The sequence below is a fragment of the Halomonas sp. KM-1 genome (assembly GCF_000246875.1).
Taxonomy (GTDB): Bacteria; Pseudomonadota; Gammaproteobacteria; order Pseudomonadales; family Halomonadaceae; genus Halomonas; species Halomonas aerodenitrificans.
Genome location: NZ_BAEU01000160.1, coordinates 73,834 through 91,705, shown reverse-complemented (window position 1 = coordinate 91,705; position 17,872 = coordinate 73,834). Strand labels below are relative to the sequence as shown.

Here is a 17,872-nt window from a genome sequence, read left to right as displayed (position 1 = left end):
CCTATGAATAGGTGCCTACCCGTCCTGCTGCAGCGCAACTCACCTTTCAATGTGGTCGGCGCCGGCCTCTTGATAGTGGCTGCTACTTATGGGCTGTCGCGCTATACCTATGGCTTGTTCGTTCCTGCCATCAGGCAGGACTTCACCTTGGATCAGGCGACAGTGGGTGCCATTGGTAGCGCTTCCTATCTGGGGTATCTGCTGGCAACGCTTGTCAGTCCCTTTCTGGTGCGCCGCTTCGGTGCCCGCCTGCCGATCTTATTGGGTGGGGCGACGGCAACGCTGGGTATGTCATTGATCGGACTGGCCAATAACCCGATATGGCTGGCACTGGGAGTTACGCTTGCCGGTTGTAGCCCGGGGCTGGCTTATCCACCGCTTTCCGATGCCATCAAGCAGCTGTGCAGCGCGGAAAAGCAGAGTCGCTACTATGCCATCATCAATTCGGGCACCAGTTTTGGTGTCATGGTATCTGGCCCCCTGGCGCTGTTTGCGGGGCCCCGTTGGCAATTGGCTTGGCTGTGCTTTGCATTTATCGCGTTGATTGCCACGCTTTGGAATCTTTTCATCATGCCGGGCCATGCGAGCGAAGCCGATGATCAGGAACGTGCTGGCAAAGAGCGTACGGATGATACTCGCACTGGTCATGAGCCCATGCGGGTATTGCTGAGGCGCAAGTTGAAAGACAGGGCGGTGTGCCGTTTACTGCTGGGCGCGTTGTTGTTCGGGCTGGTGACGTCCGTTTACTGGACGTTTTCCGTTGATTTGATAGCGGGAGAGGATGACCTGCCTGATGCAGGGCGCGTGATGTTCTGGATGGTGGTCGGCATCGCTGGTGTGGCGGGTGGATTGGCCGGCGAGCTGGTGACTCGCTTCGGGCTGGCCAAGGTATTGCAGTGGGCGTCGCTGGCCATTGCGGCCGCGATCGCCATACTTACCATAGCGAGTGGAGATATGTTGGTGCTCGCCCTGTCGGCAGTGGTATTCGGCGCCATGTTCATTCTCATCACCGCGTTATACGGTATATGGAGTGTCACTTGTTTCCCTGAGGCACCTTCTGCAGGTTTCGGTCTGACCTTCTTTCTCATTTCCGCTGGACAACTGATATCGCCCACCCTCGCTGGGGTTGGGGCGAAGCTCTGGGACATGGCCGGCGTTTTCCAGGTAACCGCCGTACTCTGTCTGGGGCTCCTGCTGTTGTTGCCTGCCCAGGATATTCGGAGCATGTGAGAAACCCCGGGCAGCCATACTTGGTTGCACGGCTATTCTAATGGCTTACCTAAGAGCATCGGCTCAAGCGGTGGCCCCGGCCTCCGCTAACGGGTTGGCTTCGGCCGGTAGCGCTCCGTCGTACTCAGTGTCCCGGGCATAGCGGGCGGGTGGCACACCCACATGGCGGGCGAAGGCGACACTGAACGTGCTTGCGGAGCTGTAGCCAACTCGCTCTGCGACGTCAGCGATACTGGCTTTCTCTCTGCGCAGCAAATCCTTGGCTAATGCCATGCGCCAGGCAAGCAGGTATTCCATTGGTGCCATGCCCACAGCGCGACCAAAACGCTCATAAAACGCGGAGCGGGAGAGTGTCGCTTCATTGGCTAGCTGCGCCACCGTCCAAGGTCGGTTGGGGCTCTCATGCATCCGGCGGATTGCTGTCGCGAGGCGCTCGTCGGCAAGGCCGCGAAGCAGCCCGGGCGAGGTGTCCGTTATTCCGCCAGAACGGAGGGCTTCGATGAGCAGGACTTCCAGCAGGCGTTCCAGCACGACATCGCGCGCCGGCCGCTGTGCACGCGATTCATCGCTTACCAGCTGCATCAGAGTGGCCAGCCGGTTGACCCCCCGAACGTGTACCAGTTTTGGCAGCAGCGACGCGAGCAGAGTCGCATCCGGGGAGCGAAAAATACAGTAACCCAGCAGCAGGCGAACGTCGGGAGGGTCGTCCACGCTGCCAAGCCTGTGTTCGCCATTGGGCAGCAACACGGGAGTCGAAACGATGTCCTTGGCGCTCGCTGGCAGAAGGCTGGTCATCGTGAAGTTCTGCGCCGAGGGGATCAACAAAAAATCTCCCTCCATGAGAACGATTTCGTCATGCCCTTCTGCTTCGAGACGGCATCCCCCCTCGAGAATCGCGCAATAGAAAGGCCCCCCGACTTGCGAACGGCGGACGATCCAACGGCCTGCGCCGCTGCCCCGTTTCGAGAACGGGGCGGCGGGCTGAAGTAGCGTAACGACTTGGGCGAACGGATCCAGCAATTCAGGACACCTGCAAATAAAATACGGACGTTTTACTGTAGATCATCCGGCATTGGCTCACCATACTCGATTTCAATACCTGAGAGGCCACTGCCGCGGTGATTGCCCCGCGGTCTTTGGAAGTGTGACTCACTTGGCATCGTTGCCACCATCCGAGGGAATCACCATGCAATATCGTCATCTTGGCCGTACCGGCATTCAGGTCAGCCCCTACTGCCTGGGCACCATGATGTTCGGTGCAATTGCCAATGCCGATCACGATGAGTGCGTCGGCATGATCCACAAGGCGCTGGATTTCGGTATCAACTTCATCGATACCGCCGACGCTTATAGCCAGGGCGAGTCCGAAGAGATCGTCGGTAAGGCGCTGAAGGGGCGACGGGACGATGTCGTGCTTGCCAGCAAGGCGGCCATGCCGATGGGAGAAGATATCAACAGACGTGGTGGATCGCGGCGCTGGCTGACCCGTGCCATCGAGGACTCACTGCGTCGCCTTCAGACCGACTATATCGACCTCTATCAGATTCATCGGCTGGACCCGGAGACTGACATCGAGGAAACGCTCTCCGTTCTCACTGACTTGATGCGTGAAGGCAAGGTGCGCGCCATCGGCGCGTCGACCGTTCCCGCTTCCGACATCGTGGAAGCGCAGTGGGTCGCCGAGCGGCGCGGGCTGGCACGCTTTCGTACGGAGCAGCCGCCCTATTCCATTCTCAACCGCTCGATCGAGCGGGAAGTGCTGCCCGCTTGCCAGCGTTATGGCATGGGCGTGATGACGTGGAGCCCGCTGGCCAAAGGGATGTTGAGCGGCAAGTACCGCAAGAGGGGAGAGCTGCCGGACTCGCTGCGCGTGAAATATTTCCCCAAGGCGATGACCGACGAGGGTAGCCTTGACGCGGTCGAACGGCTCATCCCTCTGGCTGAGGATTCCGGCTTGTCGTTGGTTCACATGGCATTGGCCTTTGTGATGGCGCATCCGGCCATTACCTCCGCCATTATCGGGCCCCGCACCCCCGAGCAACTCGACCATCTGCTCGCCGGCGCTGAGGTGAAGTTGAGCGACGAGATTCTCGACCGAATCGACGACATCGTCCCGCCGGGCGTCGATGTGGCACCGCTGGAGAGGGCAGCCTATATACCGCCGGCGATCGCGCAGTCGGCCCTGCGGCGACGTACGCCCACGCAGCGGGCGGCCGTGTAGCCTTGGTGGGTAGGGACGAACAGAAGGCTCAAGGGGCATCGTGGCTGGCCGCCGGGCGTTCGCCTCTGAGACGCCTGGCGGTCCACTGCGCTAGCCATTGCACGGCGTCGTCCACGCAGCTGTACACGACTGGAATGACCAGCAGGCTCAGCAGCGTCGAGGTGATCAAACCGCCAATCACGACGAAGGCCATGGGGGCCCGAAAGCTGGGATCGCCCGCCCACCCGAGGGCGATCGGCATCATGCCGGCCCCCATGGCCAGGGTGGTCATGACGATCGGTCGAACACGCTTGCGGCAGGCGTCGAGGATAGCTGTCCGGCGTTCGAGCTCATGCTCCTGGAGGGCAATGATGATGTAGTCCACCAGCAGGATCGAGTTTTTCGTGGCGATGCCCATCAGCATGATCAAGCCGATCATGGCGGGAAGCGACAGCGCTGACTGGGTGATGAACAGCGCAAGGAAAGCCCCGGGAACGGAGAGCACCAGCGCCACGAGAATCGTGACCGGCTGCATGAAACTCCCGAACAGCAGCACCAGCACCATGTAGATGCACAGCACGCCGGTCAGCATGGCGATACCGAAATCCACTGCCATCTCGGCCATTTCCTCTGCATCGCCTGCCGCCGCCTGGTGAACGCCGGGTGGCAGCTGGCGCACGCTGGGCAGCGCCTGAACGATCTGCTCGATCTCCCCCAGGGGACGCCCCTGCAGCACTACCTCGAAATTGACGTTGCGCAGACGGTCGTACCGAGTGATCTCCGCTGGCCCGCTGCTCCATTCGAGAGTTGCCACGTTTTCGAGCGGTACCATCCCCCTCGCACTGGGGACGGGCAGGCGCCTGAGGGTCGTAATGTCCTGTCGAGCAGCATCCGACAGGCGCACCATGATCGGCACCTGACGCTCGCTGAGGTTCAGCTTCGGCAAGTCTTCGTCGTTGTCGCCCACCGTGGCGATGCGCAGCGTGTCGGCGATGGCCGAGGCCGATACGCCAAGGTCGGCGGCGCTTGCAAAGTCGGGGCGTACGATGAGTTCGGGTCTGACCAGGCTGGTCGTCGAGCTCACGGCGCCGAGACCGGACACGGCACGCAGCTCCCGCTCTACCTCGCGGGCATGCTGCTCGAGCACCCGACTGTCCTCGCCGACCAGCGCCAGCTCATAGATGTCTCCTGAATCGCCGCTTCCCACCTGGGTACGCACCCCGGGAAGCGTGGCGAGCGCATCACGTAGTTGCTGCTCGATCGCTTGCAGCTTGATGCCCGCACGGCTGGTGCGATCCGCCAGGCCCACGGTGAGCACCAGGCGGGTCACTTCGGCATCGCCACCGCTCGAAGCGTCCCCGACGGCGGCGAAAACGCGCATGACATAAGGGTTCTCCTCCAGGCGTGCGCGCGCCTGCTCGGCAAGCAGCATCGCTTCCGGCAGGGTGCTTCCGGGTGGCAAGGTCAGTGTCGCCTGGGTCTGGGAGGTGTCGTCGGGCGGTATGAAGGCGCCCGGCAGGGTCGATGCCAACCATAGGCCACCGGCGAAGCAGGCTGCCGCCGCGAAGAGGGTCGTCTTGCGGTGGCGCAGGCACCAGTTGGCGACGACTAGATAGTAGGCAATCCACTTTGGCTCGTGCTGGCCTCGGCTGGGTTTGCGCAGCAGGTAGGCGGCCATCATCGGTGTGAGAAGGCGTGCCACTATCAATGAGAACAGTACTGCCACCGAGGCCGTCCAGCCGAACTGGAAGAAGAATCGTCCCACCGTGCCGCTCATGAAGGCCGTGGGCAGGAAAACGGCAATCAGCGTGAAGGTGGTGGCGACCACCGCCAGGCCGATTTCCGCCGCGGCATCCATCGCGGCGCGACGCGGGGGCTTGCCCATCAGCAGATGGCGTTCGATGTTTTCGATCTCGACGATGGCATCGTCCACCAGCACTCCGATCACCAGCGAGATCGCCAGCAGCGTCACGACGTTGAGCGAGAAGCCCATCAGGTGCATGAGGCCGAAGGTGGGAATGATCGACAGCGGCAGTGTCACGGCGGCGATCAGCGTCGCCCGCCAGTCGCGCAGGAAGAGGAATACCACCAGCACGGCCAGCAGCATGCCTTCGAACAGCAGGCGCATGGAGCCCTGGTAGTTCTCCCTTACCGGCTCGACGAAGTCGAAGGCTTGGTGGATCTCGATATGGGGATATTGCGCCTGCAAGGCGGCGAGAGCGGACTTCACGCCTTCGGCCACGTCTACCTCGCCGTATCCTCGGGCTCGCGTCATCTCGAAGCCGACGACGGGCACCCCATCGAGAAGTGCCGCCGTACGCCGCTCGGCCACGCTATCGGTGACGCTTGCGACCTGGTCGAGGCGGATGCGACGGCCATCGACGAGCGCCAGCTCCATCGCCGCCAATTCCGCCGCCGAGGCGACGTTGGCGACGATGCGCACGGCCTGTTCGGCGCCGCCGAGGTTCGTGCGCCCACCGGGTGCTTCCAGTTGTGCCTGGCGCAACTGGCGTGAGATGTCGAGTGCCGTCGTGTTCAGTGCCAGCAGGAGATCCGGGTGCAGCTCCACGCGGACTTCGCGATCGGCGCCGCCGATTCGCCGTACCTCGCCCACACCGGGCACGGTCAACACCGCCTTGGTGATCCTGTCATCGACGAGCCAGGACAGCGCCTCCTCGTCCAACTGGGCGGAGGTCACCGCGTAGAGCAGGAGCGGGTCGTCGGAGAACCCCCGTTTCTGGATCACCGGGTCACGCAGCTCGGCAGGCAGGTCCGAGCGGATGCGCGAGACGGCGTCGCGCACGTCGTCGAGCGCTTCCTGCATGGATTTTTCCAGCCGGAATATGACGCCGATTTCGGCGTGGCCATCGGTCAGCGTGGTGATGATGTGCTTGACGCCGGACACCCCGCCAATGGCGTTCTCGATCTTGCGGGCGACTTCGTTCTCCATCAAGGCGGGGCTAGCCCCCGGCAACGAGGCGGAGACGACCACCCGGGGTATGTCCACATCCGGCAAGTCCTGGATGGGCATGCCCCTGAATGACATCAGCCCCAATGAGGTCAACAGCACGAAGAGCAGCACGACCGGGATGGGGTTTCGAATCGCCCAGGAGGAGGTATTGAGTGTCATGGCTGCCCCCTCGTTAGCGATGTCGTCAGCCCTGGCGCGCCCTCGGCGATGATTCCCTCGCCAAGTCCCTCGATCTCCACTACCCGATCGCCGTGGCCCAGGAAGGCGCCACCCGACGCAACGACGCGGGCATCAGGCTCGAGCCCGGAGAGAATTTCGACCCTATCCCCCATGTGCTGACCCAGGCCGACCTTCGACTCCGTCACCCGGCCGTCTTCATCGACACGGTGCACGTAGCCGAAGCCGTCGCGGAGCTGCACCGCCGATCGCGGTAGGGTCAGAGCCTGGCGTGTTCCCAGCTCGAACTCGCCGCGCGCAAACATGCCCGCCCGAGCGACGTCGCTCATCGGTAGATCGACGTAGACCAGGCCGTTGCGGGTGGACACGTCTACCAGTGGGGCAATCGTGCGCACGCGTCCTTCCAATTCGTGGCCTCCCGGAAGGGTGACCCTGGCACTCTGGCCGGGCTGCAGCCGCTCCAGCTCGGAAGCGGCAACCTCGGCCCGCCACTCCAGCCGACCGAGACGGATCAGGCGGAACAGCTCCTGACCCGCAGGAAGCACCGCACCGACCGTGGCACTGCGCGCCGAGATCACGCCATCGTCGGGGGCGAGCACCTGGGCTTGGGCCAAGCGAAGCTGCTGCGTGTTCTCGATGGCTCGCGCCGCCTCCAGCCGAGCCCGCGCGGTACGCTCCGTGGTGATGTGCTGGAAAATCAGTTGAGCCGACATCGCCCCCGACGCCTCTAGCTGGCGGGCGCGCTGGGCGTTGCCCTCGGCTTCGGCGAGTGCCGCCTCGGCCTCGGCGACGGCGGCGCGGCTCTGCGCCAGTTCAGCGCTCACCGTATCGGAGGCGAACGTGGCGAGTGTCTGGCCACGTTGCACGACATCGCCCACGTTGGCCTCGACGCTGGCCAGACGCAGGCCGTTCGCCTCGGTACCGATGCTGGCTTCCTGCCATGGCATGACGTTCCCGTTTGCAGCTATTCGGATAGGCAGCATGGCGGGGCGCGGCGAGGTCACGGTGACGGTCAGAGCGGCTTGCTCGACCGCTATGGCTGCTACGGGCGGAGCGTTACTGGAGGCATGCATGAGCCATACGACCGTCACGCCGAGGGTCAGTGCACCGGTTGCGGCGGCTGTGAATGAGCGCGTATTTAGCATCATGCCTCTCCGCAAGACAGCGACGGCTTATGGCCAGCCGTACGGTGGCGGAACAGGAAGGAAATGAGAATGACATCGATGAGTGGGAGCATTCTGTGTCCTCGTCTCTGCTGAGACGAGACTCTCCACTTCTACGCCTTTCAGAACACTTACCGAAGTAGCGGAACGAAGAGAGTCTCCCGGTAAGTTTTCAGTAAGGGAACGGCGGCGAGAGTTAAAGTAACTGGCGTTCCTTCCACATTGCGTGAGAAACCCACATGCCTTCATCGAATCCGCTTGTCTCGATCATTCATGGTTCTGCCGTGCGGGTGGCGGCCGTTGCGTTGCTTGCCGTTGGCCTGGGGGTTCCGGTAGCGGCGCTGGCCCAAGCGCCGGGTGATGCCGAGTCGTCAACGACCTGGGCGCTGGGGCTCGGCGTCATGAGCGCGCAGGAGCCTTATGCCGGTATCGGACGAGACAATACGGCGCTACCGCTGCTCCAGTTCGAGAACCAGTACGTGAATCTGTTCGGCCCCCGGATCGAGTTCAAGCTGCCGAGTCTCGATATCGGCGATTCCCAACAGCTCAACTTCGGTATCGTCGGCGAGTACGACGGAAGCGGTTACGAAGAGGGCGACGCCCCGATCCTCAATGGCATGGAAAAGCGCAGAGGCGGCTTCTGGGCGGGGGGCGTAGTGGAGTGGAGCAGCAGTTTCGTCGATGTCAGTGCCGAATGGCTGGCCGACGTTTCAGGTAACAGCAACGGCCAGATCGTCAGTCTCGGCCTGGCGAGAACCTGGCGGGTGGGCAATCGTGTACTGCTCACCCCGCACGTTGGGGCAAGCTGGCAGGGCGAGAAAACGGTCGACTACTATTTTGGGGTGCGTGAAAGCGAAGCCCGTCCCGACCGCCCTGCCTATGCGGGGGAGTCGGCTATCAACATCGAGGCGGGGGTGCGCGGTGTATACATGTTCGACAAGCACCACTCCGTGCTCTTAGGGGCCGGGGTGATGAGCCTGGCGGATGAGATCAAGGACAGTCCGCTGGTGGATCGCTCGACTACCAACAGCGTTTACCTAGGCTACATGTACCGCTTCTGATGAGCCGCATACTCCTGGTCGAGGACCACGACCGCCTGGCCCGGCTGATGTGCCAGGGGCTGGAGGCCGCTGGCATTGCCGTGGACGTGGCCGGCCGCATCGACAGCGCCTGGACGGCGATTCAGCAGATCTCCTACCAGGCCCTGGTTCTCGATCGGGGGTTGCCGGATGGCGATGGCCTCAGCTTGCTGCATAGGCTGCGCAAGGCCGGCCTCGGCGTGCCTTGCCTCGTATTGACGGCACGCGATGCCCTGCATGACCGAGTACAGGGGCTCGATGCCGGGGCCGACGACTACCTGCCCAAACCGTTCGCCATGGACGAGATGGTGGCTCGCGTCCGGGCACTGCTGCGTCGGCCCGTGGCGTTCCACTCGCTCGACCCCAGCCATGGCGATCTGACCCTGCGGCCCGAGGCCTGCATGCTGTGCTGTGGCGACGCAAGTGTCACCCTCTCCTCGACGGAGCTGCACATCATGCAGCTGTTGTTGCACAAGCCCAGGGAGGTGGTGCGCCGCAGCGCGCTGGAAGCGGCGGCTTGGGGGCTGAGCGAGGCGGTGACGCCGAACGCCCTGGACGTGGCCCTGCATCGTTTGCGCCGCAAGCTGCTCGCCATCGGTTCGCGTCAGCGCATCGTCAACGTCAGGGGGCTGGGCTATGCGCTTCGTGAAGACGCCGTCGCTGAATAGCCTGAGCCTCAAGATCCTGCTGGCTTACGTAGCTGGCATGGCGCTCAGTATGGTGCTGCTGGTGGTCGCAGCAGTGGTGGTGACCCAGACCAACCTCCTGGCCCGGATGGATCTGGTCAATGCCGTGGAGGCGCTGAAGGACAACGTCGTCTTCGACCGCGATGGCAGGCCCATCGGCTTCGACTCGCGGCTGGACGACCGTGCCTGGCTGTATGAGGGACCGCAGCGCGAAACGGCCTATCGGATCCTGGACGACGCCGGCAACGTGGCGGCTTTCTCGAGCGCCGGCGAGGCGTTCTGGCCACCCGGCGATGATCTTCTCCGTATGACGAGCAGACACTTTACCTTCGAGCATGAGGGCAACATCTTCTACGGCGCCACGCAGCCCCTGCAGCATGAGGGGCGCCAGTGGTTTCTGCAGTTCGCCGCCAGTGCACGGTTCATGAGCATCCTCGACAAGGTTGCCTTGCCGCGAATGATCGTTGGCATCACGGTATTTGGCATCGTCCTTTTCATGGCCTTCGGCCTGTGTGCCTTCATCACCTTGCGCTACACCCTCAAGCCGCTGCGCGACGTTTCGGAATCCGCTGCCGCCATTTCCCCGCGCTCCCTCAACTCCAGGTTGAAGACCGAGGCGGTGCCGGCGGAGATTGCGCCTCTCGTGGATAGCTTCAACCGAGCTCTGGAACGTCTCGAGCGGGGCTATCGCGTGCAGCAGGAGTTTCTGGGCAATGCGGCACACGAGCTCAAGACGCCACTGGCCCTGATCCGCGCTCAAATAGAGTTGAGAGAGGATGGCAAGAACGACAGCGACTCGCTATTGAGCGACGTCGAGTACATGACGCGCCAAGTGCAGCAACTTCTGCTCTTGGCGGAAGCCAGCGAGGCGCACAATTACCACTTCACCACCGTCCGGCCTCAGGAGATCGCCCATGAAGTCGCCTCCTACTTGCAGCGCATGTCGGAAGCAGCCGACGTGCACGTGACAATACTCGCAGGGGAAGACAATGTGGCATGGCAGGCCGATCGTGCCGCCTTCTTCACCCTGCTGAAGAACTTGTTGGAAAACGCCATTCAGCATTCACCTGCCAAGGCGACCGTCTGTGTGGAGATCAATGGTGATACGCTGAGCGTGCGCGACACAGGGCTCGGCGTTGAGCTAGAGCACCTGCCGCTGCTGTTCGAACGCTTCTGGCGCGCTGCGCATCGGCGCGACCATGGAGCAGGCTTAGGCCTGGCCATTTGTCAGGAGATCGCCATGACGCATGGCTGGCAACTCACGGCGGAGCCGGCCGAGCCGGGGCTGCGATTTCGTCTTTTGAATCGTCCTTGAGCCAATCGATAGGATAAGCTGATATCCCGCCGGCACGGCGATCAATGAATGAGCCAAGGAGGCTTTCGTGATGGAGTGGTGGACCTGGATAACCTACGTGGGCGTGATCACGGCCCTGATCATCTTTCCAGGACCGGTGGCGCTGTTGTGCACCACCCATGGCCTCCGCTTCGGCCGCCACCGAGCCTTTGCCACCGTGCTCGGTGGCGGCGTGGCTTCGCTGGTGTTGATGACGCTCTCCGCGCTGGGCCTCGGGGCGGTGCTGGCCACCTCAGAAACGGCCTTCTTCGTGCTGAAGCTGCTAGGCGGGGCTTACCTCATCTATCTGGGACTTCAGGCCTGGCTGAGCGCGCCCAGCTCACCGGTTGCCACGGCCAGCGAGCCGGCGCTGGCCAGCGTGCGCTCTACCAGTGGCTTGTTCCGTCAGGGGTTTCTGGTGGGTATCGGCAACCCAAAGGACTTGCTGTTCTTTGCGGCGCTGTTTCCCAACTTCATCACCGTTGGCGAGCCGCAGATGCTGCAGTTCGCCATTCTGGCGCTGACCTGGCTGGTCATCGATACCACGCTGATGACACTCTATGCCACCGCCGGTGCGGGGCTGGGGCGCTGGTTCGACAGCCCCGGCAGGCTGCGGGCGTTTCATCGCACCACAGGTGGGCTCTTTCTGGGCGCCGGAGGCACGCTGATTGCTACCAGTGCGAGCAAGTGAAGCAGTGCGAGCAAATGAGACGGTGGTGCCGAGCTCGGGGCCAGCACGCAGCGTCTTGCTGAGCTGTCGGTTGGAGGCTTTATGAACCGGGACCGCCTGCAGCGTGGCCTCGTGGTGGCCGAGATGCTCCTGCTGGCGCTACCGGTCAGTGCGTTCTGCCTCGTGTTCGGCCTGGGTCTGCTGCTCACGGTGGGCTTTCCCTGGGGCATGCAGGAGGTGGCGATCATCCTCTTCGTGTTCGTCGGTACCCTGGGCATCGCTGGCTTGTGGTGCGTGGCGGTCGCATTCCTGCTTAGGCGCGAGCGCTCCCTGTGGTGGTGGCGGGCGGCCTGCGCCGGAGCGGGGTTGACGCTCGTCTCGCTGGTGCTGGTCGGGCTGCTGACGCTGGGCTGGGAGCCGGCGGAGTGGGTGATCATTGTTGCCTTGGGCATCTTCGCCAGCCCGCTGCTCATCCCCTTTCTTCACCTTCGCTATCTGTGCCATCCGCAGCGCGCGGCGCCGCTTACTTAATTCCCACCCCGATAGCGCTCTCTCGCCTCGGCGATGGTGCGGTGGTTCTGGTCGGCCCAGGCGACCAGCGCGCGCATCGGCTCGAGGAAGGAGTGGCCGAGTTCGGTGAGGCTGTACTCCACCCGCGGGGGCACTTCGGGGTAGACGGTGCGGGTGATGAAGCCGTCCTGCTCCAGACGCTTGAGGGTACGCGAGAGCATTTGCTTGGAGATGTCGCCGATCTCGCGCATCAGCTCGTTGAAGCGGTGGGTACCGGGCCGCAGGGTAAGCAGCACGAGCACGCTCCATTGATCGCCGATGCGGTCGAGCACGTCGCGAATGGGGCAGGGGGCCTCGAGCTCGAAATTTTTCAGCTTTTGGAGTGGCATGGAAGCTCCTGTCAGTGCTCAAGGGTCATCACGGTGTGACCGGGTCGCACGGCGGTGACTTCTTGCGGATGGTTGAGAAGTACCATAGCTTGCCGCTTAGGTCTACTAGGTAGACCAGGTGCATAAAGCAAACCAAAGGAATCTTAGCTATGGCCAACGTCGCTCTCATCGGTGCTTCCGGCAACGCCGGCTCCCGTATCCTCAAGGAACTCTCCGATCGCAACCATCTGGTGACGGCCATCGCCCGCCACCCCGAACGCATCGAGCGCCTTCCGGGCGTCATGGCTCACCCGGGAGACGTGCATGACCGAGCCGGGCTGGCCGATACGCTGCGCGGGCACGATGCCGTGATCAGCTCGGTGCATTTCGCCACCAGCGATGTCGAGACCCTGGTCGGTGCGGTGCGTGACGCCGGCGTGAAGCGCTATCTGGTGGTGGGCGGGGCCGGCAGCCTGGAGGTCGCGCCGGGTCAGCGCTTGATCGATCAGCCCAGCTTTCCGGCCGAGTACTTCGAGGAGGCAAGCGCCGGCGTGGCTTTCCTGGAGTATCTGAAAGGCGTCGAGGATCTCGACTGGACCTTCATTTCACCTTCGGCACTGTTCGTGCCGGGGGAGCGTACCGGCGAATTCCGCCTGGGCAAGGATGCGCTGCTGGCCAATGAAAACGGCTCCAGCATCTCGTTCGAGGATTACGCCATTGCCCTGGTCGATGAGCTCGAGCGCCCCGCCCATGTGTGCCAGCGCTTCACGGTGGGCTACTGAGCGACTAAGTACGACAAGGCCCGTCGAGGCGGGCCTTGTCGTTCGAACCGTGACGTTCTGCTGTGAGTGCACTCAGAAGGAGTAGGACAAGGTGGCGGTTACGCTACGCGGCTCGCCATACACACCGTAGCCGTCGAAGTAGCTGAAATAGGTGTCGTCGAACAGGTTGTCGACGTTGACCTGCAGGGCCAGTTCCGGTGTGAACTGGTAGCGACCGAACAGGCTGGCCAAGGTATAGCTACCCTGTTCGAATCGCTGGGGGCCGATCGGGCCGGCGGCGCCTTCAACGAAGGTGCGGCTCTGCCAGTTGAGGCCGCCGCCCAGCGTCAAAGGTTGCCACTGCGGAACACGGTAGCTGGTGAACAGCTTTATCTGGGTTCGCGGCTGATCGGTGCTGTAGGGGCCATCGGTATCGGTTGCCGTGTAGTGCGTTGCGCCGAAAGCCAGGTCGAGATTTTCGCTCATGGCACCACTCAGCTCGACATCCACGCCTCTGCTGACCACGCCTCGCGCTGCGTGGTAGGTGGTCTGCGTGGCGCCTGGTACGAGCGGATCGGCCTGGGCGACGTTGTCTTGCTCGATGCGAAATACCGAGAAGGAGGCGTTGAGCATGCCGTCGAACCAGACCGCCTTCAGACCCGTCTCGTAGTTCTTGCCGATGACGGGGTCGAGGAAGCGGCCCTCGGCATCGCGATAGTCCTGCGGCTGAAAGATCTCGGTATAGCTGGCGAAGGCCGACCAGGTGTCGTCGATGTCGTAGACCAGTCCGCCATAGGGGGTGATCTCGGTTTGCCCCTGGGAGTCATTGCCTCCCGCAGCGGTCCAACTGCTACCACTCCAGTCGCTGTAACGTGCTCCTAGGATCAGTGTCAGCGGGTCGGCCAGCGAGAAGCGCACGGCACTGTAGAGAGCTTTCTGGCGAACGCTGGTGCCTTCCGACGGGGCGAAGTCCGGCCACGCTTGGTCGGGCGCGGTGCCGTTCCAGTCGTTGAAGTTACCTGCGTCGAAGCCCGCCGTGAAGGTGTTTTCGTAGTCGTTGGTCTGCTCGCTGTAGCTACTGCCGATCACCAATTCGTGCTGACGACCCATGAGGGCGAAAGGTCCGCTGGCGTAGGCATCGACGGCATCCACCTTGCGCTCGCCGCGATTCCAGCCGGTGAAGAAATAGACGCCCTCGCCGGTGGTCCGATCAGGGAAGCCGTAGGGGTAGGCGAGCCGGGAATCCAGGTTCGTCACGGCGTGGGTTGCCAAGCCGCGAAGCTGCCAGCCGCTGTCGAAGCGGTGCTCGACATCGGCAAAGAGCTTTTCCGACTCCCTATCGTTATAGGCCCAATCGGGTGCCACGCTGAAGGAACGACGATAATTCGCTTCACCACCGTCGCTGTACCACAGCGGCAGGCCGCCCCAGGTCGGTGACGAGTGGCGCCCTTGGTGATAGTCGTAGCCGACCGAGAGCGTGGTGTTTTCTGTCACGTCGGCATCGATCACGGCATAGCCGAACCGATTGCGCTCGCTGAAGCGGTCGAGGAACGCATCGCCTTCCTCGTAGCCGCCGATAAAGCGTGCACGCACGTTGCCGGATGGCGTGATCGGCACGGTGACATCGGCTACCGTACCGCGCTCGTTCCAGCGACCCAGCGAGCCCGATAGCGAACCGGTGAGCTCGCGACTATCGGCACGCTTGCGCACGAAATTCACTGAGGCCCCGGGGTTGCCGGTACCGGTCATCAGGCCGTTGGCGCCGCGCACGATCTCCACACGGTCGTAGATAGCCGTGTTCAGCCCACCTTCGCCGAAGTCCCAGCGGTTATCGGCGTTGAGGGTGGGCAGGCCATCATACTGGTAGCTGTTGATACGAAAACCACGCGAGAAAAAGCTGACTCGGCTGCTGTCGATCTGGCGTACGGAAATGCCGGGAGTGTTGGTGAGTACGTCTTCTATGGTGCGCAGGTTCTGATCCTGAATGCGCTGTTCGGTGATGATGCTGAGCGCCTGTGGAATTTCTTTCAGGCTCAGATCGAACCGGGTGCCTGCGTCGGTACTGCGCCGCGTATAGCCAATATTCTCGTAGAGGTTCTCACCGGTGACAGTGAGGGTGTCGAGCGACTCGGATTCGCTAGCGTGGGGCTGTGCCAGAGCGCTGCCCGAAGCGAGCAGGGCGGCGGCCGTGAGAATGGCAGCGATAGAGGCTTCCCGCGGCCGGAGCATGCTCGATGCTTGACGCGATGACGTATTCATTGGACCCCTTGAGCCGCGCCTAGGTGGGCGCTTATTCGATTTGGTAGTTAATAATGAGAAGCAAAATGATCTGCAAGTTTAGGCCATCTGTCAATGAGGATGATAATATTTATCGATTGTGGCGTGAGATCGGTCCTGAAGGTGGGCTCTGCGGTATGTTGCGATATGAAAGGGGAGGGGCGAAAACGACAAGGCCCGCTTTCGCGGGCCTCGATGTTCGAACCTTGCGGCTCTCTCGCGTGAGCTTACTCAGGCGAGCTGTTTGATGTTGGAGGCCTGAAGGCCCTTCTTGCCTTGGGTCACCTCGAATTCGACGGTTTGACCCTCCTGCAGGGATTTGAAACCTTCAGCCTGAATCTCGGAGAAGTGGGCGAAAACGTCGTCTCCACCGTCGCTCGGCGAAATGAAGCCAAAGCCTTTGGAGTCGTTAAACCACTTCACTGTACCTGTCGTCATAATCTCGAACCTTCCGCGCCATCGCGCTTTGCCATATTTCCGGTGTTACCCAGATGTGTCAGCAGCCTTGCGGTCAGGTGTCGGTTGGTCGATGCCTGCCGCTTGTCATCTGCTGGTCTTACCGTGGCATGCCTGAGGGGTGGGGTCAAAGCGCAGCCCTATTGTATTTCCCTATCGAAGCAAACCGCCTGTTTTCGCTGCAAATCCTCGAGCGCTCGCAAGTGGGCTGGGCACTGCCGAAATATGTTATGATGTAACAAAATGGTGTGCGCTATGGGGCCTTACATGAACTTCGAGAACCAGGATCCGATACCGGTTACCGTGCTGACCGGCTTTCTCGGCAGTGGCAAGACGACGCTACTCAATCATCTGGTGCGCCAGCCGGCGATGAGCAATGCGCTGGTGGTGATCAACGAGTTCGGCGATATCGGCCTGGACCATCGCCTGGTCACCCAGAGCGACGAGAACAGCGTGGTGGAGATGAGCAGCGGTTGTTTGTGCTGCACCATCCGCGGCGACTTGAGCCGCACCATACAGAAGACCTTCGATGCCATCGAGCGGGCGGGCGGCGAGCCCTTCTCGCGGGTGATCATCGAGACGACCGGGCTTGCCGACCCTGCGCCCATTCTGCACACCCTGATGACCGACTACTGGCTGGCCCATCGCCTCGCGCTGGATGGTGTGATCTGCCTGGTGGATGCCGCCAGCGGTGTGTCGACGCTGAACGCCCACCGAGAGTCGCAGCGTCAGGCCGCCGTCGCCGACCGCCTGCTGATCACCAAGGGGGATCTGGTCGACGAGGAGCGGCTGGCCCGGCTTGGTGAGCATCTCGCCCGGATCAACCCCGCCGCCGAGCAACTGCAGGTACGCCATGGTGAGGTAGCGGCCGAGCAGCTCACGGGGGGCAGCCTGTCCGCTCGCCAACGTGGGGCGGAGCAGTGGCTGAGCGCCGCTTCCTATGCGCAGGTAATGCCTGCCGGTGGCGCGGCGCCGATGAATGCCGGCAGCCTGGTCTCGATGGTAGCGTCAGCATCCAATCCCTCGCTGACCCGCCACGGCGAGCAGATCCGCTCCTTCTGCTTCACCGTCGAGCAGCCCATCGCCGCGGAACGGCTGGAAGACTGGCTCGATCTGCTGATGTCGCTGCTGGGCGAGAAGATCCTGCGGGTGAAGGCCATCGTAAACGTGGCCGGGCGCGAGCAGCCGCTGGCACTGCATGGTGTGCAGCACATCTTTCACCCGCCTGAGCCGCTGCCGGTAGAAGCCTGCCAAGATGGTATCTCGCGCTTCGTGTTCATCACCAATGGCGTCGAGCCCGAAGCCGTCACCCGGCTGTTCGACTACTTCCATTCTGACAGGCGATTTGAGGTCGATGCCTAAAATGCAGTGATGTAAAGCAAGCCGTAGATCGCCAGGCATGATGTGACGCGGTTTTCATTGGAATCCCTTGTTACGCTTCGTGGGCGCTTGTTTACAGTCCCGCTCGGTCTCTTATGTGTCGAGCTTGGCATGCTAGTCTACTCCTCCCATTGATCCTCAAAGGCAAGCCCACCTTGCGAACCGATAGTCGCCTTTCCCGAATGCTTCATGTACTGCTGCATATGGCGCGTCAGGATAGGCCACTCACCTCCGAACAGATCGGGGCGATGCTCGGCACCAACTCCGCGGTGGTGCGACGCACCATGGCGGGCTTGCGCAAGGCGGGCTACGTGTGCGCCGAGAAAGGCCGCAACGGTGGCTGGCGGATTGGCTGCGACCTCAACCGCGTGACCCTGCTGGACGTGCACCATGCTGTCGGCGGGCCGCGCATCTTTGCCATTGGCACCGACCGCGAGAACCCCGATTGTGTGGTCGAGCAGGTCGTCAACGAGGCGATCTTCGACGCCATGCGTGAAGCGGAAGCGTTGCTGATCGAGCGCCTGGGATCGGTAACACTGGCCGAGCTGGCGAGCCAGTTCGACGAGATCGCCACTCGGCAAGGCTATCGCTTCCCCGCGCACTGAGGAATC

At 62.5% G+C, this 17,872-nt stretch carries 16 protein-coding genes; 10 read left to right on the top strand and 6 right to left on the bottom strand.

The features are described 5' to 3' along the window. Positions 1 to 3 precede the first annotated feature (3 nt). Positions 4 to 1,230 carry an MFS transporter gene (locus tag B8115_RS21780; RefSeq protein ID WP_010629987.1) on the top strand — a complete coding sequence of 409 codons (1,227 nt, stop codon included), beginning with the start codon at positions 4 to 6 and terminating at the stop codon, positions 1,228 to 1,230. Positions 1,231 to 1,293: 63 nt separating this feature from the next. Here B8115_RS21780 and B8115_RS21775 read toward each other — a convergent pair whose 3' ends face one another. Next, positions 1,294 to 2,250 (bottom strand): AraC family transcriptional regulator, encoded by a 957-nt coding sequence (locus B8115_RS21775; protein ID WP_010629986.1) that lies wholly within the window; start codon positions 2,248 to 2,250, stop codon positions 1,294 to 1,296. Between the two features lie 166 nt (positions 2,251 to 2,416). Between B8115_RS21775 and B8115_RS21770 the strand changes: the two genes are divergently transcribed. Further along, positions 2,417 to 3,451 carry an aldo/keto reductase gene (locus tag B8115_RS21770; protein WP_010629985.1) on the top strand — a complete coding sequence of 345 codons (1,035 nt, stop codon included), beginning with the start codon at positions 2,417 to 2,419 and terminating at the stop codon, positions 3,449 to 3,451. A gap of 28 nt (positions 3,452 to 3,479) precedes the next feature. On the opposite strand, the gene B8115_RS21765 is transcribed toward B8115_RS21770, so the two are convergent. Then, positions 3,480 to 6,560, bottom strand: a complete 3,081-nt coding sequence (locus B8115_RS21765) for an efflux RND transporter permease subunit (protein WP_010629984.1) — start codon at positions 6,558 to 6,560, stop codon at positions 3,480 to 3,482. After that, positions 6,557 to 7,651 (bottom strand): efflux RND transporter periplasmic adaptor subunit, encoded by a 1,095-nt coding sequence (locus B8115_RS21760; RefSeq protein ID WP_274517429.1) that lies wholly within the window; start codon positions 7,649 to 7,651, stop codon positions 6,557 to 6,559. Before B8115_RS21760 ends, B8115_RS21765 begins: the two co-directional genes overlap by 4 nt. 329 nt (positions 7,652 to 7,980) lie before the next feature. On the opposite strand from B8115_RS21760, the gene B8115_RS21755 reads away from it, so the two are divergent. From B8115_RS21755 to B8115_RS21735, 5 genes are all read left to right on the top strand, one after another. Then, positions 7,981 to 8,802, top strand: a complete 822-nt coding sequence (locus B8115_RS21755) for a MipA/OmpV family protein (RefSeq protein WP_010629982.1) — start codon at positions 7,981 to 7,983, stop codon at positions 8,800 to 8,802. After that, positions 8,802 to 9,488 (top strand): response regulator transcription factor, encoded by a 687-nt coding sequence (locus tag B8115_RS21750; RefSeq protein ID WP_010629981.1) that lies wholly within the window; start codon positions 8,802 to 8,804, stop codon positions 9,486 to 9,488. Before B8115_RS21755 ends, B8115_RS21750 begins: the two co-directional genes overlap by 1 nt. A gap of 49 nt (positions 9,489 to 9,537) precedes the next feature. Then, positions 9,538 to 10,821 carry a HAMP domain-containing sensor histidine kinase gene (locus B8115_RS21745; RefSeq protein ID WP_238539249.1) on the top strand — a complete coding sequence of 428 codons (1,284 nt, stop codon included), beginning with the start codon at positions 9,538 to 9,540 and terminating at the stop codon, positions 10,819 to 10,821. Positions 10,822 to 10,891: 70 nt separating this feature from the next. Continuing rightward, positions 10,892 to 11,530, top strand: a complete 639-nt coding sequence (locus B8115_RS21740) for a LysE family translocator (protein ID WP_010629979.1) — start codon at positions 10,892 to 10,894, stop codon at positions 11,528 to 11,530. A gap of 81 nt (positions 11,531 to 11,611) precedes the next feature. Continuing rightward, a complete protein-coding gene (locus B8115_RS21735; protein ID WP_010629978.1) occupies positions 11,612 to 12,040 on the top strand; it encodes a hypothetical protein in 429 nt (142 codons plus the stop codon). Here the strand turns inward: B8115_RS21735 and B8115_RS21730 are convergent. Then, complete coding sequence (locus B8115_RS21730; protein WP_010629977.1) at positions 12,037 to 12,408, bottom strand: helix-turn-helix domain-containing protein; 372 nt, start codon at positions 12,406 to 12,408, stop codon at positions 12,037 to 12,039. The two genes, B8115_RS21735 and B8115_RS21730, sit on opposite strands and share 4 nt — an antisense overlap. Before the next feature lie 149 nt (positions 12,409 to 12,557). Between B8115_RS21730 and B8115_RS21725 the strand changes: the two genes are divergently transcribed. Next, positions 12,558 to 13,169 (top strand): NAD(P)-dependent oxidoreductase, encoded by a 612-nt coding sequence (locus B8115_RS21725; RefSeq protein ID WP_010629976.1) that lies wholly within the window; start codon positions 12,558 to 12,560, stop codon positions 13,167 to 13,169. Between the two features lie 72 nt (positions 13,170 to 13,241). Here the strand turns inward: B8115_RS21725 and fhuE are convergent, their stop codons facing one another. Both fhuE and B8115_RS21715 read right to left on the bottom strand, forming a co-directional pair. Beyond that, on the bottom strand, positions 13,242 to 15,377 hold the full coding sequence (gene fhuE / locus B8115_RS21720) for a ferric-rhodotorulic acid/ferric-coprogen receptor FhuE (protein ID WP_010629975.1): 2,136 nt from the start codon (positions 15,375 to 15,377) through the stop codon (positions 13,242 to 13,244). A 279-nt stretch (positions 15,378 to 15,656) separates the two neighbouring features. Beyond that, a complete protein-coding gene (locus B8115_RS21715; RefSeq protein ID WP_010629974.1) occupies positions 15,657 to 15,863 on the bottom strand; it encodes a cold-shock protein in 207 nt (68 codons plus the stop codon). A gap of 285 nt (positions 15,864 to 16,148) precedes the next feature. On the opposite strand from B8115_RS21715, the gene B8115_RS21710 reads away from it, so the two are divergent. After that, positions 16,149 to 17,243: a GTP-binding protein gene (locus B8115_RS21710; protein WP_010629973.1), complete on the top strand. Its 1,095-nt coding sequence runs from the start codon at positions 16,149 to 16,151 to the stop codon at positions 17,241 to 17,243. Between the two features lie 173 nt (positions 17,244 to 17,416). After that, positions 17,417 to 17,866, top strand: coding sequence for an Rrf2 family transcriptional regulator (locus B8115_RS21705; protein ID WP_141638686.1), 450 nt, complete (start codon positions 17,417 to 17,419; stop codon positions 17,864 to 17,866). Positions 17,867 to 17,872: the final 6 nt, after the last annotated feature.